We start from the raw sequence: 15,466 nt of genomic DNA, 5'->3' as shown, positions 1-15,466 counted from the left end.
CCCCCCCCCCCCGCCCCCCCCCTCTCCCCCCCCCCCCCCGCCCGCCCCCCCCCCCCCCCCGCGCCCCCCCCCCCCCCCCCCCCCCCCCCCCCCCCCCCCCCCCCCCCGGCCCCCCCCCCCCCCGCCCCCCCCCCCCCCCCCCCCCCCCCCCCCCCCCCCCCCCCCCCCCCCCCCGCGCGCCGCCCCCCCCCCCCCCCCCCCCCCCCCCCCCCCCCCCCCGGCGCTGCCCCCCACCCCGTCTCACGAACTTTGCTTCGCAAAGATCGTTCGCCGACCCTCCCCACGAGGGGGAGGGTAAGAAGCGCTAATGCCGGAAGTGCCGGACGCCGGTGAACACCATGGCGATGCCGTGCTCGTCGGCGGCGGCGATGACATCGTCGTCGCGCATCGAGCCGCCGGGCTGGATGACGGCGGTTGCGCCGGCTTCGATGGCCGACAAGAGCCCGTCGGCGAAGGGGAAGAAGGCATCGGAGGCGACGACCGAGCCCTTGGTCAGCGGCTCGGAGAGACCAGCGGCCTCGGCGGCATCGAGCGCCTTGCGCGCGGCGATGCGCGAGGAATCGACGCGGCTCATCTGGCCGGCGCCGATGCCGACCGTGGCGCCGTCCCTGGCATAGACGATGGCGTTCGACTTGACGTGCTTGGCGATGCGGAAGGCGAATTTGAGATCGGCCATTTCGGCCGGAGTCGGTGCGCGCTTCGTCACGACCTTGAGTTCCAGGTCGTCGACCACCGCGTTGTCGCGACCCTGGACGAGCAATCCGCCGGAAACGGATTTGACGGTGGCGCCGGCGGCGCGCGGGTCGGGCAGGCCGCCGGTGACCAGCAGCCGCAGGTTCTTCTTGGCGGCGACGATCTGAACCGCCTCCTGCGAGGCGCCCGGCGCGATGATAACTTCGGTGAAGGTCTTGACGATCTCTTGCGCCGCCTCGGCATCGAGCAGGCGGTTCATCGCAACGATGCCGCCGAAGGCCGAGACGGGATCGCAGGCCAGCGCCTTGGCATAGGCCGCCTTCAGTGAAGCGCCTTCGGCGACGCCACAGGGGTTGGCATGCTTGATGATGGCGACAGCGGCCGAGCGGGCCGGGTCGAACTCGCCGACCAGCTCGAAGGCGGCGTCAGTGTCGTTGATATTGTTGTAGGAAAGCTGCTTGCCCTGAAGCTGGCGGGCCGTGGCGACGCCTGGCCGCTTGTCGCCGTCGACATAGAAGCCGGCGCCCTGATGCGGGTTCTCGCCATAGCGCATGATCTGGTCCAGCCTGCCGCCAAAGGCGCGCCAGGTCGGATGCTCGATCTCGAGCGCTTCGGCGAACCAGCCGGAGATCGCCGCATCATAGGTGGCGGTGCGGGCGAATGCCTTGGCCGCCAGCTTCTTGCGGAAATCCAGCGACAGCGCGCCGAAATTCATCTCCAGCGCATTGAGCACCGAGGCATAATCGCCGGGGTCGGTAACGATGGCGACATAGGCGTGGTTCTTGGCCGAGGCGCGGATCATCGCCGGGCCGCCTATGTCGATGTTCTCGACGATCGAGGCGTAGCCGGCGCCGGAGCGGCGGACCTCCTCGAAGGGGTAGAGATTGGAGACGACGAGATCGATCGGCTCGATGTTGTGTTCGTGCATGGCTTTGGCGTGGTCCGGGTCGTCGCGCACACCGAGCAGCGCGCCATGCACCGAGGGGTGCAGCGTCTTGACACGGCCGTCCATGATCTCGGGAAAGCCTGTCAGCTCGGACACGTCGCGCACAGCCATGCCGGCCTCGGCGATCGCCTTTGCCGTGCCGCCGGTGGAGACCAACTCGACGCCAGCCGCGGCCAATGCCCTGGCGAAATCGATGAGGCCGGTCTTGTCGAAAACGGAGAGCAGCGCGCGACGCACGGGAACGAGGTCGGGCGCGGGGATGTTCTTGGCGGCGACGGCCATGGGGTGGCGGCCTTTCGGTTTGGAAAGTGTCCGCGCGCCGTAGCACATGACATCAGGAAATCAAGGTGGAAGCTCAAAAGCCGGACGCTTCGTCACGGCAGACACAGTCAGCTCTTCTGGGGATAGCCGGCGATCACGGTCCGCGTCAGTTGCCAGTGGACTTCCGCTATCTCCGAGGCCTTGAAGGCCAGCACGATCTGCCGGCTGCGGCGCGGTCCGCCAAGGCCGGCGAAATAGATCGATTCCTCGACGTCGGGCGCAACTTCAGTCGAGGTAAACACCCAGGTGTCGGCCTGGTCGGCGGCCAGCACCAGGCGGTCATGCTCGTCCTGGAGCAGGTTTATGTCGGGATGGATGTGGAAGCGCACGGTGACGAAATCGCGGCCATTGTTGCGGATGGCAGCATTGCCCGGCCGCTGGAACCGGTCCCTGCCGGCGAGCACATTGCCATCGGTGGTCAACTTCAGTTCGCGCTCATGCAACAAGCCGAAGCGCGCGACATAACCGTCATGGCGGGCCAGAAAACCCTGGCTGCCCGGGTGGTCGGTGCGTTTGCAGGGCACATTCTGCGGGCCGCCGATCAACGGCGTGCCAAGCAGGTCGTTGACACGCAGCGAATGACTGAACCGCGCCGACGAAGTGTCGTTGATCGTGGCGGTCGAGTGGGCGGCCGTGGCGCGGGCAAGCGGCCGGAATTCGGCGGCGCCATAGGTGTCGACGCCGGCATTGACGATATAGTGCTGGCGACCGGAGGACAGTTCGAAAGCCAGGCAGCCGGCGTGCGCGGCGTTGGAAACATCCACGGGCGGCGGCGGGCCGGTATCGGCGATGACCGTCACGCCACCCATGGAGAGGCGCTCATAGCCCGAATGCGGCGCGTGCAGCAGCGGCGCGCCGGCGGTGTCATCGTGGCGCAGGATGGTGGCGATGCGGTCGTGGATCGTCGCGCCCATGCCGTTGAAGCGGGCGAGACTGCCATCCTGGTGGCGAAAGAAACGCAGCGCCGGCAGCATGCGGTCGATCGCCCCCATCAGGGCCGCCGGCGGCGTCTCCGCCTGGTTGGCATAGGTCTGGCGCAGCGGCAGAAGGTCGGCAAGCAACTCGAGAACGGTCATCGGATTGCGCGAGATATGACCACCATCGGGCAGGATCTGGCGATCGAGCTCCTCGGCGAGGTTGCGTGTCGCGTTGCGCAGCGCCGATGCGGGCGCCGGCAACGACAAAGCGGCAAAGGCGAGCGCTATACGGGCGCGCAGCCTGTCCTTGCCGTCCGGCATCTCGCGCGCCATCGCCCTGAGATAGCGGATCTGGACGGCAAGCGATTTCAGGAAGGCCCGGTAGAAGGGAAATTCAGCGCCTTGCAGCACCACCGAGGAATGCTGCAGCCAGGCGATGACGCGCTTGGCCGTCGTGCCGGGCTCCCAGCCGACGCCGGAAATCTGGCCGCCATGCATGGCGATCCAGTCGGAAACCAGCGCGCGGGCATTGGCCGCGGCGAGTTCGGAGCCGGCAGCGCGCATGTGGCGCAGCCAGCGAAAGCCGTGCAGCGTCTTTTGCCAGCCGGGATTAGGCACCGCGATCTGGAACGGCGACTTGCCGCCGGTCTCCACCATATGCCCTGACAGCGGATAGCGGCCATAGTAGATCTCAAGCGCGATCTGTGGGTCGGCGAGGCGCAGGTCGGGTGGAGCAATCAGGACGCGTTCCGGCGTGCGGCCGGAATAGCGCCAGCGATAGACAGGCCCGGCACGCAGGCGCCGGCGCGCCTTGCGCCAGAACTCCCTCGCGACAAGCGTCCATAGACGCGTCGTGCTGCCGGCAGCGAGTGCCAAAACCCCTCCTCATCGCCCTCAACCCGAAGACAAGCTTATGTGATTCAAGAACTTATGCGAAGGCGAATTCCACGGAAGTCCTGGAGTTCAACCTGCTTTCCGCATGGTTCTCCCCAAAAAAGTCGACAAATTTTCCGCGCCCAAGTCTTTAAAGAGCCCTGCGCATGCGGGCGGCGAAGAAGCCGTCCAGACCGGAAACCTCTGGGGTTTCGAGCTCCATGTCGGCGGGCGTCGTGCGCAGCGTGCCTTGCGGCGTCAGGAACGCATCGATGCCGGCGACTTCGCCTGGCCGCAGCGGATCGTCGACGATATCAGCCGTCCCGGCGAGGAAGGCGCGGTGAAGCGCCTCGCCTTCGAGGTGGTCGAGCGAACAGTTGGAAAAGACGATGCGTCCGCCCGGCCTGACCAGGGTCACAGTGCGGGCCAGCAGCCTTGCCTGCAGAGCGGCAAGCTTTTCGACGTCGGCCGGCGTCTTGGTCCAGGGCACATCGGGATGCCGCCGCACCGTGCCGGTGGAAGAGCAGGGCGCGTCAAGCAGAACGGCGTCGAACAATTCGTTCGGCTCATAAGCGAGCAGATCGGTCTGGACGATCTCTGCGGCGAGGCCGAGGCGCTCAAGATTCTGCGCCAGCCGCGCCAATCGGTTCTTCGATGTGTCGACGGCGGTGACATGCGCGCCGGCAAGAATGAGCTGAGCCGTCTTGCCGCCGGGCGCGGCGCAGAGATCGGCGACGCGAAGCCCCCTGACATCGCCGAACAGCCTTGCCGGAAGGCTGGCCGCGGCATCCTGCACCCACCAGGCGCCCTCGGTGAAGCCGGGCAGTTCGGTGACGGAAGCGCTGAGCTTTTGGACGCGCACCGTGCCGGTCGGCAGCACGATGCCGCCGAGTTTTTCAGCCCACAGCGCGGGGTCGGACCTGACCGAGAAATCGACCGGCGCCTCGACGCGGTGGGCGGCGAGGATCTGCCTGGCCTTGTCGATGCCATAGGTCGCCTTCAGCCGGTCGGAGAACCATTTTGGCGCTTCGTCGGTCGCGGCAAGGGCGGCAGGCAATTCCGCTTCCTTGGCACGCGCCAGCGTGCGCAGCACGCCGTTGACGAGCCCGGCAAAGCGCAGCGTGCGCGGATCGGACTTGGCGTGGGTGACGGCAAGGTCGACGGCGGCGCTGTCGGGAATTTCGAGGAACAGGATCTGCGCCGCCGCCACGTGCAATATATGCGACAGGGCAGTGGCGTTGGGCGGCAGCGGCTTTTCCAGGCGGCGCGCCAGCAACCCCGCAATCGTCATGCGGTAGCGAAGTGCGGTGACCAGTATGGCGCGCACCAGCGCCCGATCGCGCAGGTCGAGCGCCTTGTATTGCGGGTGGCCGTTCTCGTGGTCGGTCAGCCCGTCAAGCGGCGTCCTGGCATCGATGACGGCGGCAAGCAGACGCGCTGCCGCTTTGCGGGCGGCAAGGCCGGCGACAAATTCGCCGCCGGCATTTTGCTGATGATCACTTGCAATCGCGCGTCTAGGTCCTTTGTCCGCCACGCCTACGACCACCGGCCTCTGGGCCCGGTCGGATTGCGGCCCCACGGATTGGTTTTCGGCTTGGCCGGCTCTGCAGGCTGCTCGGGTCTCGCGGCCTGGTCCCAGGGGCCTGACGGCTGCTGCTCGTCCATCTGCCGTGGCGAGGGCGCTTGGCGCGGGGAGGTCCGGGTTTCGCCGCCACCCATCTCGCGCGCCATCGCCTGCAAGGCGGCGATGCGGTTTTCGGTGCTCGGATGGGTGGAAAACAGACTGTCCATGCGCTCGCCGGAAAGTGGGTTGATGATGAAGAGATGGGCCATGGCCGGGTTGCGCTCGGCATCCGGATTGGGAATGCGTTGGGCGCCGCGGGCGACCTTGTCAAGGGCTGAAGCCAGCCAGAGCGGGTTCCCGACAATTTCGGCGCCGCGCCGGTCGGCCTCGTATTCACGGGTGCGGCTCACCGCCATCTGCACGATCATGGCGGCGAAGGGGGCGACCAGCATGGCCACCAGCACGCCGACAAAGCCGAACGGGTTGTTGTTGTCGCGGTTGCCGCCGAAGAAGAAGGCGAAATTGCCGAGCATCGAGATCGCGCCGGCAAGCGTGGCGACGATGGTCATGGTCAGCGTGTCGCGGTGCTGCACATGGGCCAGCTCGTGCGCCATCACCGCTGCCACTTCCTCGTGCGAAAGCCGCTGGAGCAGGCCGGTTGAGGCGGCCACCGCGGCATTTTCAGGATTGCGGCCGGTGGCGAAGGCGTTGGGCTGCGGATTATCGATCAGATAGGTCTTCGGCATCGGCAGGCCGGCCTCCTTGGCGAGCGCCTGCACGATGGCATAGTATTCGGGTGCATTCTTCTCGTCGACCTCGACGGCGTGGTTCATCGACAGCACCATCTTGTCGGCGTTCCAATAGCTGAACAGGTTCATGCCGGCGGCGATCAGCAGCGCGATCATCATGCCGCCCGAGCCGCCGATCAGAAAGCCGACGCCCATGAAGAGTGCGGTCATGGCGGCCAGAAGCATGGCGGTGCGAAGGGTGTTCATCGTCTGCTCCGTTTCTGCCCGCGCTGCGGAAAGGGGGTCGATCATTGTATGTTCATGGCTATATGATGGGAAACGCTTGTTCCTGTTTCAATTGGCCGCTGTTTCAATCCGCCGGAATTATCGCATGATCGACGAAACCAGTAAAACGAATGCCAGCTCCGCTGGCGAGGCGCCGCAAAAGACGTTGACACCGGCGGCCAAGCGCGCGCTCGCCGAAGCGCAAGCGCGGCGCGAAAATTATCGTGCTAAGGAAGCCGCGCTGCCGAAGGAGATCGGTGGCCGCGGCGGCAAGGAACCCGGCCGCTATGGCGATTGGGAAGTCAAAGGCCTGACCAGCGATTTTTAGCCTTAAGCGCGTCGCGTTTGAACGGGTTCATGCGACGCGCTTAAGTTCTCTTTTCATGCATGTCGTCATCGCAAAACCGCTGCACACTTTTGCGCGACACGCATCAGGAATCGCCAGTCAGCGAAGCTCAACAGGCCTCGACGGCACGCTCCGGCCTGAGAGCGATCCAGCCACTCTCGTCGACCGCGATGCTGACCGTGTCGTAACTGATAATCGCCGTATGGGGCGTTTCCAGCGCATGCTGATGCGTGGCGTTGATCACCATGACCGCAGCTCCGGCGGCCTCGGCTGCCATAATGCCTGCCGGCGCATCCTCGAAAACAAGGCAATCGCGTGCATCGACACCGAGCCGTTCCGCGCCGAGCCGGAAGCAGTCGGGCGCTGGCTTGCCGAAGGTAACATCCTCCGCCGCGACGAGGACAGAAGGGACTGGGATGCCAGCAGCCTTCATGCGCAGCAGCGCTAGTTCGCGCGGCGCCGAGGTGACGATCGCCCAGCGCTCGGGCGGCAATGACCCCAGAAACGCCACGGCGCCGGCGATCGGATGAATACCATCCAGATCGGCCGCCTCGGCTTTCAAAAGTGCATCGGCTTCGCGGACCGGATCGACACCTGGAAGCGCCAGCCGGCCGATGGTTTCGATCGCCCGCACGCCGTGGATCGTCGGCAGGAATTTCGCAACGTCGAGACCTTGCCGGTGCGCCCACTGCGCCCAGACCCTTTCCGCCGCGGCAATCGAATTGATCACCGTGCCATCCATATCGAACAGGAAGGCTGCGAACTTTCTGCCTGCGAACATCTGAGATCCTGGGTGTTTCGGGAGGGGTAAAAGGCGTTGTTTGACCGTAGCGTGAACGTCTTGCCATGGGAAGGTTAGGGGTGGCTTTTCGATCAATGGCTGGGAACCACGGCCTTCCTTCCGCGTTGAAAAGTTGACTTCCAGAACGACCGCAGGGGGCAATCGCCATGCTGATCCGGCTCGGCTATGAAATCGCTATCGACTGTGTTGCCGCCACGCCGGTCATTTCACTGCTCGATATCCACCGGGATCGCCAGCCCGACATCAAGCGGCAGACGCGCGTGCTGACGTCGCCTTCCGTGCCCACCACGGTCTATCATGATCTCCATGGCAATGCCTGCCGCCGCTTCACCGCGCCGGCCGGTGGCTTCCGCATCCTCTACGATGCGGTAGTCGAAGACAGCGGCGAGCCGGACGAGGTCAACACGCTGGCCAGGGAATTGCCGGTGGCGGAGTTGCCCGACGATGTCCTCGGCTATCTGCTCGGCAGCCGCTATTGCGAGACCGACCATCTCAGCAATCTCGCCTGGCAGCATTTCGGTCATCTTCCCTCCGGCTGGGCGCGAGTGCAGGCGATCGTCGACTACGTCCACAACCGTCTGTCCTTCGGCTATGGCTATGCGCGTTCGACCCGCACGGCGGCGCAGGCGCATGAGGAGCGGGTCGGCGTCTGCCGCGACTTCGCCCATCTGGCGATCACGCTCTGCCGCTGCATGAACATTCCCGCCCGCTATGTGAACGGCTATCTCGGCGACATCGGCGTGCCGGTCGACCCGGCGCCGATGGATTTTTCGGCCTGGATGGAAGTGTTCCTGGACGGCAAATGGTACACGTTCGACCCTCGCCACAATGTGCCGAGGATTGGTCGCGTGGTCATCGCCCGCGGCCGCGACGCGACAGACGTGCCGCTGCTGCACAGTTTCGGCTCGCATCGGCTCAGCCTGTTCAAGGTCTGGACCTATGAGCAGGAAAGCAACCTGTTCAATCCTCCCCATCATGGCATCGACAGGACCGTCAGCGCGCAGATGCTGGCATAGGTTCGCAGGCGCGAACGGCGCCCCAATTGCCTCTCTCGGTCGGTGGCGCTGATCCGCATCGGCACAGCGTCTCTGTGCCGGATTGGGACCGGGTTTCCGGACGGTTCGGCAGCGAGCGGATCATGGTAAGCGCTTCGTAAACGAAACGGCCACTGGGCCTTCCTGTTTACCTATTGTTTACCATGCCGCGTTTTGAAACCTAGCAGAAACAATGGCTTGGCCGCGAGCAACCGGCATTCCGCTCCATGGCAAGGTCATCCGGCCGCGATCCTGCAATTGCGCCTTCACATGGCTACGAAGCCGTGATGATGGAGGCGAAAAGCATGCGGCATTTTGAGGGTCTTGCTCAGTCGATCGGCAGCTTCGGCAGGGATCGCAGCGGAAACATCGCGGTTCTTTTTGGCGTTGTCGGGTCGGTTCTGGTGCTGGGCGCCGGCTTTGCCGTTAACGTCTCGCAGCTCTACAACGCCAGATCGAGCCTGCAAGGCGTGGTCGATGCCGCTGTGACCTCGACGGCGCGCGACCTGACGACCGGCGTCATCAAGGAGGCTGACGCCAGCAAATCGGTGCAGGTCTTCCTCGACGCCAACCGCACGTCCGGCATCCTGCAGGCCGACCAGATCGTCCTTGACAAGCTGACGGTCGACAGAACCGCCAATACGGTCCGGGCGGACGCGCATGTCGATGTCGGCCTCTACTTCCCGATCTTCGGCCTTGAAAGCGCGCGGCGCGTCAGCGCTTCCACCACTGCGCTTTACTCGGACAAGACGGTCGAGGTGGCGATGATGCTCGACATTACGGGATCGATGAAAAAGAGCGGCAAGAAAGACAAGATCGGTGATTTGAAAGCAGCGGCGAAAAACGCCGTCCAGACGATGCTTCAGAACCAGGATCCGAAGAACCCCCGCATTCGCGTCGCGCTTGTGCCGTATGCCTCCGCCGTGAATGTCGGCAAGCTGGCGGAAAACCTCTATGCCGAGAAGCAGGGGGGCTCCGACCTGCCGCCCGTCGCCGGCAGTTCGCTTCTCGTCGCCAAGACGGGCAGCAAGCTACTGCCGTCCTTCAGCGACTACATCTCCATCGTTGGCGCGGCGGCGCCCCGTTCCGACGATTGCGCCACGGAGCGCAAGAACAAAAACGGCGATCCGGATTTCAGCGCCGACGGCCCCGACGCGGTTCGCACGGACGGGAACGGCAAGAAATATTATGCCCTGGTCAACCGGGATGATCATCTGGGTGGTGGAGGGTTGAACAAGTGCCCGGATGCGGCGGTGATCCCGCTGACCGCCGATTCCGACGCATTGCTCGATTCGATCGACGACTTCCGAGCCGATGGCTATACGGCCGGCGCGATCGCCATTCAGTGGACCTACTATATGCTGTCGCCGCAATGGCGCGCGGCGATCAAGAATGCCGGTTTCGGCAGCGGCCCCGCGGATACCAATGCGAAGAAGATTGCCAAGGTCGCGATCCTGATGACCGATGGCCAGTTCAATACAGCCTTCGCCGGCGCCGGGGGCAGCTACAACAGTCAGGGCAACCTGGCGCGCGGCAATGCTGAAACGCTATGCGGCAACATGAAAAGCGAAGGTATCGAGATTTTCACCATCGGCTTCGATCTCAACGACAAGGATATGTCGGCAACCGAGCGGGACCAGGCAAAGGCGGTGCTGAAGAACTGTTCGTCGAAAGACGTCTCCGCCGCCAACAAACATTATTTCGAGGTTTCTACCGGAGTGGAGCTGGACGCTGCCTTTCAGGAAATCATCCGAAATACCGAAAAGGTCGCACTCACCCACTGATCATCAAATGGAAAAGGCCGCCGCTTCTTTCGAAGCCGGCGGCCTTCCGTGTTTCCGTCCATGGCGCGGCTCATTGGCGGCGACGCTTCACGCATCGGCCCGAAAATCGTATCGATTTTCGGAAAGCACGATGCGTGGACTCAAAAGAGCTAGAGCGTCCTTTGCGCGTCCAAAGGACGCGCGGCGCTCTAGTGTCGCCCGCCGCGCATCTCGCGCCTTAACGGGAAGACTGCTTCCCGAAAGTGCAATCCGCTGAGGCCACGTTCTGGAAAACGAAATCACTCGACATCGGATCACCTCCTTTCGATTTGTTGAACACCCCCTAATGATGGTGTGCGTCGCAACAAATGGCAAGGCGTCCTGTTGAAAAAGCCGCATGTGATGTTTTTCAGCATCGGGGCGGCTTGCGGTCCACCGGCCAACCGGACAACATTGCCGGATTGGACTGCCGGCACCCGGCGCATCGGGGAAAGGAAATGGAAGCCAGCAACAAGGCGGCGCGGATCGTTCGAACCGTCATCGAAACGCTGAAGCCGGGTTTCGCGGTCAGGCTGTGGACCGGCGAGCGGATCGGGCCGGCCACCGGCCCCGTGCTCACCATCAACGACCAGGATATCGTCTGGCAGGTGGTCCGCCGCCCCAGTCTGTCGACGCTGATCGAGATGTGGATTTCCAAGGCGATCGACGTCGAGGACGGATCGCTGTTCGACTTCTATGCCTTGCCTTCGCAAGGCAAGCTGCGCACCAAGCTCAAGACATTGCCGAAGCTCGCGGTCCTGCGCGACCTGCCTGCGGTGCTGTTTTCGAGAAAGCAGATGACGACGCGCACGGATCTTTCCGGCAGCAACCCTTTCGTCAGCGGTTCGAACCGGCAGGCGATCCAGCACCATTATGACATTTCGAACGCCTTCTACCGGCTCTTCCTCGACGAACGCATGGTTTATAGCTGCGGCTACTTCACCGATTTCGCCAATGGCATCGATCAGGCGCAAAGGGACAAGCTCGACCATATCTGCCGCAAGCTCAGGCTGAAGCCTGGCGAGAGGCTGCTCGACATCGGCTGCGGCTGGGGAGCGATGCTGATCCATGCGGTGAAAAATTATGGCGTTACCGGCCATGGCGTTTCGCTGTCGGAAGCCCAGACCGCGCTTGCGCGCGAGCGCATCCGCGCCGAGGGGCTGGAGGACCGCATCACGATCGAGATAAAATCCTATGCCGAACTCACCGGTTCCTTCGACAAGATCTCCTCGATCGGCATGTTCGAGCATCTGGGGCTCGCCAACCATGCCACCTATTTCTCGACCATCCACCGGCTGCTCAAGCCCGGCGGCATCTATCTGCACCATGCCATCACCCGGCGCGACAAGGGCGACAAGAAGAAGACCTTGCGGAAGGGACCGGAATTCAAGGCTCTGATCAAATACATCTTTCCCGGTGGCGAGCTCGACACGATCGGCATGACGCTCGGCAATCTCGAAGCGCACGGTTTCCTGGTCTACGATGTCGAAAACCTGCGCGAGCATTACGCCCGCACCTGCCGTCTGTGGGCGGAGCGCCTCCATGCGCGCTTCGACGAGGCGATCGCCGAGGTCGGCGAGGCCAAGGCGCGGCTCTGGCTGCTTTATCTCACGGGCTGCTCGATCACCTTCGAGCGTGCCTCGGCGCAGATTTTCCAGACCGTCGTCACCAAGCGGGCGCGAGGCCCGAGCGGCCTGCCGCCGACGCGGGCGGACTTGTATCGGTGATTTATACGAAGCGCATCGGCGCGCCGATTTCGATGCGTGCCGGCCGGTCGACGGTGCAGTAGACACCCATATTGTGGGCGTTGTGACGAACCAGGTTGCGCAGGATTGCCGGGTCGTGGTCGAAGCCGTCCTGGGCGATGATGGTGAAGCCGCAGCGGCGGCACGGTTCCGATATGGTCAACAGCAGATCGCCGATCGCCAGCTTGCGGCCGATCCATTCCGTTTCCGGGAACGATCCCTCCATGGCCGCCATGTCGACGACGATGTTGGGGCGGAAGCGGCGCGGGTCGGGCGTCCCCAGGGGATGCAATGCTTTCAGGCGCGCCATCGAGGCGGTGGTCAGCAGGTGGATAGGCGCCTTGCGATAGCGCTCCGCGGTCAGCGGGCCGGAATAATCCGGCGCAACGTTTTCCCTGCGAAATGGCCGGATCGAGGCCTCGAAACCGAGATAGGCGGAAATTGCATAGTCGCTTTCGATACCAGGTGCGGCCAGCCAGTCGCCGTCCGGGACAGCGATCTCCAGTTCGCGGCTGTCCGTCAACCGGGTGCGGATCAGCGGCACTTTGTGCCATTTCGCTTCGCGGTCGGGCCGCGCGATCTCGTTGTTCGAAGCATCGACAAGGCCGAACAAGCGATCGCCATCGATGGTCTCTTTTCCGACCGCGATCACCTCCTGGCGCTCGCCGGCGAGCGAGCTCGCCGGATAGCGCCAGAGCTCGCTGACAGTGCCGATCTCGGTCGCGGCCGGCATCAGGCCTTCTTGTTCTGCCGGTTGGCGACGAGATCGTCGACCACCGCCGGGTCGGCCAGCGTCGAGGTATCGCCAAGGGCGGCAAAATCATCCTCGGCGATCTTGCGCAATATGCGCCGCATGATCTTGCCCGAGCGGGTCTTGGGAAGGCCCGGTGCGAACTGGATCTTGTCGGGCGTGGCGATGGCGCCGATCTCCTTGCGGACATGGGCGACGAGTTCCTTGCGCAACTCCTCGCTCGGCGGCTCGCCGGCCATCAGCGTCACGTAGCAATAGATGCCCTGGCCCTTGATGTCGTGGGGATAGCCGACAACGGCCGCTTCCGAGACCTTGTCGTGGCTGACGAGTGCCGACTCAACCTCGGCCGTGCCCATGCGATGGCCGGAAACGTTGAGGACATCGTCGACGCGGCCGGTGATCCAGTAGTAGCCGTCGGCATCGCGGCGGCAGCCGTCGCCGGTGAAATATTTGCCCTTGTAGATCGAGAAATAGGTCTGCACGAAACGCTCGTGATCGCCATAGACGGTGCGCATCTGGCCGGGCCATGAGTCGGTGATGCAGAGATTGCCGTCGGCCGCACCCTCCAGCACCTTCCCGTCGCCGTCGACCAGCTGCGGCTGGACGCCAAAGAAAGGCCGCGTCGCCGAGCCTGCCTTGAGGTCGGTGGCCCCGGGCAGCGGCGTGATCAGGATGCCGCCGGTCTCGGTCTGCCACCAGGTGTCGACGATCGGCACCTTGCCGTTGCCGACGACGTTGAAGTACCACTCCCAGGCCTCCGGATTGATCGGCTCGCCGACCGAACCCAGCACGCGCAGCGACTTGCGCGAGGTCTTCTTCACATGCGCGTCGCCGGCACCCATCAGCGCACGTAGCGCCGTCGGCGCGGTGTAGAAGATGTTGACCTTGTGCTTGTCGATGACCTCCCAGAAACGGGATTGCGAGGGGTAGTTCGGCACCCCTTCGAACATCAGCGTGGTGGCGCCGTTGGCGAGCGGCCCATAGAGGATGTAGCTGTGGCCGGTGACCCATCCGACATCGGCGGTGCACCAGTAGATGTCTCCGTCATGGTAGTCGAAGACATATTGGTGGGTCATCGAGACGTAGACCAGATAGCCGGCGGTGGTGTGCAGCACGCCCTTCGGCTTGCCGGTCGAACCCGACGTATAGAGGATGAACAGCGGGTCCTCGGCCTTCATCTTCTCGGGCTTGCATTCCGCCTTAACCGTGGTGACTTCGTCGTGGTACCAGACGTCGCGGCCCGGAGCCCAGCCGATCTTGCCGCCGGTGCGGCGCACGACGACGACGTTCTTCACCATCACATGCTGCCTGGCGGCAATGTCGATCGCCTTGTCGGTGTTCTCCTTCAGCGGAATCGCCTTGCCGCCGCGCAGGCCTTCATCGGCGGTGATGACGAAGGTCGATTCGCAGTCGACGATGCGGCCGGCCAGCGCGTCCGGCGAAAAGCCGCCAAAGACGACCGAATGGATGGCGCCGATCCGCGTGCAGGCGAGCATCGCATAGGCGGCTTCCGGGATCATCGGCATGTAGATGGTGACGCGGTCGCCTTTCTTGACGCCGTGCTTCTTCATCACATTGGCGAGCCGGCAGACGTGCTCGTAAAGCTCGTTATAGGTGATCTTCTTGTCGTCGTAGGGATTGTCGCCTTCCCAGATGATCGCAGTCTGGTCGCCACGCTTCTTCAGGTGCCTGTCGATGCAATTGTACGATACGTTGGTCTGGCCGTCCTCGAACCATTTGATCGAGACCTTGCCTTCGAAAGAGGTGTTCTTGACCTTGCTGTAGGGCTTGAACCAGTCGATGCGCTTGCCGTGCTTGCCCCAGAACTTGTCCGGGTTCTTCACGCTGTCGGCGTACCATTTCAAATAGGTGTCATTGTCGATCAGAGCAGTCTTCTTCCACGCCGGCTGGACGCGGTGGACATGAACATCGGACATTCTTGGCTTTCCTCCCAAACCATGCCGCCGGCTTGACGCACCAGCGGGCTCGCGGCGTTGCAGCCGCGAATTCGCGCGCATTATTAACAGTTCCGCCGTGACGGCAACATTAGACGTTGGATTCGCGCGGCGGGATGCCGCAGCAGCCTTTTTCAATGCTGTCAGCACTCGGGTACGATCGCTGCTAACTGTATGTTTTTGCGTAGTAAACTCGGCCTAGACTGCGAAAATCAATAGACGGTTAAGCAAATAGCGCGCACAATTTCACATTGGGAGGAAAGGAGAATCAACCTGGGGGCTGCAATGCGCGACCATTCAGAAATGGACCTGATGCTTAGGGGATATGGCCTGACCACGGCCAAGATTCTTTACCATTTTCCCGATCATCCGCATCTCTTACAGAGCTTCATCTGGCAGGACTACGACATCTCGCCGAAATTCCCGGCGCTGATAAGGTTCATCGAATTCTGGAGGACCAAGCTCGACGGGCCGCTGCACTCGGTGAGTTATACGCACCAGAAACTGATCGCGCCGAACGAATGGCGCAAGGTCGATGGCGAGTTCGTGCTGCATTGACGCTTTACCTGCAGCCCTGCGGCCGTTTCGGCAGCGTCACTGTCCAGATCGGCACTCTACGACGCCCCCCTCTGTGGTGGGGGGCCTGACACCCCAACAACGGGGGGGGAGTGGGTTATGGACGTGTGTGACACCAAGAAAATTTT

Annotated in this window: 13 protein-coding genes; 5 read left to right on the top strand and 8 right to left on the bottom strand. The window is 63.5% G+C overall.

Features of this window, described 5'->3' with window-relative positions; translation table 11 throughout:
* From AC0L2H_RS31955 to htpX, 5 genes are all read right to left on the bottom strand, one after another.
* Positions 1–234, bottom strand: a 234-nt coding sequence (locus AC0L2H_RS31955) for a hypothetical protein (protein ID WP_473593657.1), incomplete at its 3' end; no start/stop codon positions are given.
* A gap of 70 nt (positions 235–304) precedes the next feature.
* Positions 305–1,921, bottom strand: a complete 1,617-nt coding sequence (purH, locus tag AC0L2H_RS31950) for a bifunctional phosphoribosylaminoimidazolecarboxamide formyltransferase/IMP cyclohydrolase (RefSeq protein WP_473593656.1) — start codon at positions 1,919–1,921, stop codon at positions 305–307.
* A 107-nt stretch (positions 1,922–2,028) separates the two neighbouring features.
* Positions 2,029–3,753, bottom strand: a complete 1,725-nt coding sequence (locus AC0L2H_RS31945; RefSeq protein ID WP_473593655.1) for a heparinase II/III family protein — start codon at positions 3,751–3,753, stop codon at positions 2,029–2,031.
* 148 nt (positions 3,754–3,901) lie between these two features.
* Positions 3,902–5,284, bottom strand: a complete 1,383-nt coding sequence (locus AC0L2H_RS31940; protein WP_473593654.1) for an RsmB/NOP family class I SAM-dependent RNA methyltransferase — start codon at positions 5,282–5,284, stop codon at positions 3,902–3,904.
* A gap of 2 nt (positions 5,285–5,286) precedes the next feature.
* Positions 5,287–6,309 (bottom strand): zinc metalloprotease HtpX, encoded by a 1,023-nt coding sequence (gene htpX / locus AC0L2H_RS31935; RefSeq protein ID WP_473593653.1) that lies wholly within the window; start codon positions 6,307–6,309, stop codon positions 5,287–5,289.
* A 124-nt stretch (positions 6,310–6,433) separates the two neighbouring features.
* Here htpX and AC0L2H_RS31930 point away from each other — a divergent pair, with 124 nt between their 5' ends.
* A complete protein-coding gene (locus AC0L2H_RS31930; protein WP_473593652.1) occupies positions 6,434–6,655 on the top strand; it encodes a DUF1674 domain-containing protein in 222 nt (73 codons plus the stop codon).
* A 127-nt stretch (positions 6,656–6,782) separates the two neighbouring features.
* Here the strand turns inward: AC0L2H_RS31930 and AC0L2H_RS31925 are convergent, their stop codons facing one another.
* Positions 6,783–7,454 carry an HAD-IA family hydrolase gene (locus AC0L2H_RS31925; protein WP_473593651.1) on the bottom strand — a complete coding sequence of 224 codons (672 nt, stop codon included), beginning with the start codon at positions 7,452–7,454 and terminating at the stop codon, positions 6,783–6,785.
* Between the two features lie 167 nt (positions 7,455–7,621).
* On the opposite strand from AC0L2H_RS31925, the gene AC0L2H_RS31920 reads away from it, so the two are divergent.
* From AC0L2H_RS31920 to AC0L2H_RS31910, 3 genes are all read left to right on the top strand, one after another.
* On the top strand, positions 7,622–8,491 hold the full coding sequence (locus tag AC0L2H_RS31920; protein ID WP_107651370.1) for a transglutaminase-like domain-containing protein: 870 nt from the start codon (positions 7,622–7,624) through the stop codon (positions 8,489–8,491).
* A 323-nt stretch (positions 8,492–8,814) separates the two neighbouring features.
* Positions 8,815–10,293 carry a TadE/TadG family type IV pilus assembly protein gene (locus AC0L2H_RS31915; RefSeq protein WP_473593650.1) on the top strand — a complete coding sequence of 493 codons (1,479 nt, stop codon included), beginning with the start codon at positions 8,815–8,817 and terminating at the stop codon, positions 10,291–10,293.
* 476 nt (positions 10,294–10,769) lie between these two features.
* Positions 10,770–12,038, top strand: coding sequence for a class I SAM-dependent methyltransferase (locus tag AC0L2H_RS31910; RefSeq protein WP_473593649.1), 1,269 nt, complete (start codon positions 10,770–10,772; stop codon positions 12,036–12,038).
* A 1-nt stretch (position 12,039) separates the two neighbouring features.
* Here AC0L2H_RS31910 and AC0L2H_RS31905 read toward each other — a convergent pair whose 3' ends face one another.
* On the bottom strand, positions 12,040–12,789 hold the full coding sequence (locus AC0L2H_RS31905; RefSeq protein ID WP_473593648.1) for an MOSC domain-containing protein: 750 nt from the start codon (positions 12,787–12,789) through the stop codon (positions 12,040–12,042).
* Positions 12,789–14,744, bottom strand: coding sequence for an acetate--CoA ligase (gene acs, locus AC0L2H_RS31900; RefSeq protein ID WP_473593647.1), 1,956 nt, complete (start codon positions 14,742–14,744; stop codon positions 12,789–12,791). Before acs ends, AC0L2H_RS31905 begins: the two co-directional genes overlap by 1 nt.
* A 303-nt stretch (positions 14,745–15,047) precedes the next feature.
* Here acs and AC0L2H_RS31895 point away from each other — a divergent pair, with 303 nt between their 5' ends.
* Positions 15,048–15,320, top strand: a complete 273-nt coding sequence (locus AC0L2H_RS31895) for an usg protein (RefSeq protein WP_473593646.1) — start codon at positions 15,048–15,050, stop codon at positions 15,318–15,320.
* Positions 15,321–15,466: the final 146 nt, after the last annotated feature.

The organism is Mesorhizobium sp. WSM4871 (genome assembly GCF_055811295.1).
The sequence above is the reverse complement of the archived record's forward strand: the minus strand, read 5'-3'. Positions and strand labels throughout refer to the sequence as shown.

Excerpts from the sequence above, each read along its gene's own strand:
- AC0L2H_RS31895 (WP_473593646.1), top strand. The coding sequence starts at position 15,048 with ATGCGCGACCATTCAGAAATGGACCTGATGCTTAGGGGATATGGCCTG.
- AC0L2H_RS31905 (WP_473593648.1), bottom strand. The coding sequence starts at position 12,789 with ATGCCGGCCGCGACCGAGATCGGCACTGTCAGCGAGCTCTGGCGCTAT.
- AC0L2H_RS31925 (WP_473593651.1), bottom strand. The coding sequence starts at position 7,454 with ATGTTCGCAGGCAGAAAGTTCGCAGCCTTCCTGTTCGATATGGATGGC.
- AC0L2H_RS31930 (WP_473593652.1), top strand. The coding sequence starts at position 6,434 with ATGATCGACGAAACCAGTAAAACGAATGCCAGCTCCGCTGGCGAGGCG.
- acs (WP_473593647.1), bottom strand. The coding sequence starts at position 14,744 with ATGTCCGATGTTCATGTCCACCGCGTCCAGCCGGCGTGGAAGAAGACT.
- htpX (WP_473593653.1), bottom strand. The coding sequence starts at position 6,309 with ATGAACACCCTTCGCACCGCCATGCTTCTGGCCGCCATGACCGCACTC.
- AC0L2H_RS31910 (WP_473593649.1), top strand. The coding sequence starts at position 10,770 with ATGGAAGCCAGCAACAAGGCGGCGCGGATCGTTCGAACCGTCATCGAA.
- AC0L2H_RS31915 (WP_473593650.1), top strand. The coding sequence starts at position 8,815 with ATGCGGCATTTTGAGGGTCTTGCTCAGTCGATCGGCAGCTTCGGCAGG.
- purH (WP_473593656.1), bottom strand. The coding sequence starts at position 1,921 with ATGGCCGTCGCCGCCAAGAACATCCCCGCGCCCGACCTCGTTCCCGTG.
- AC0L2H_RS31920 (WP_107651370.1), top strand. The coding sequence starts at position 7,622 with ATGCTGATCCGGCTCGGCTATGAAATCGCTATCGACTGTGTTGCCGCC.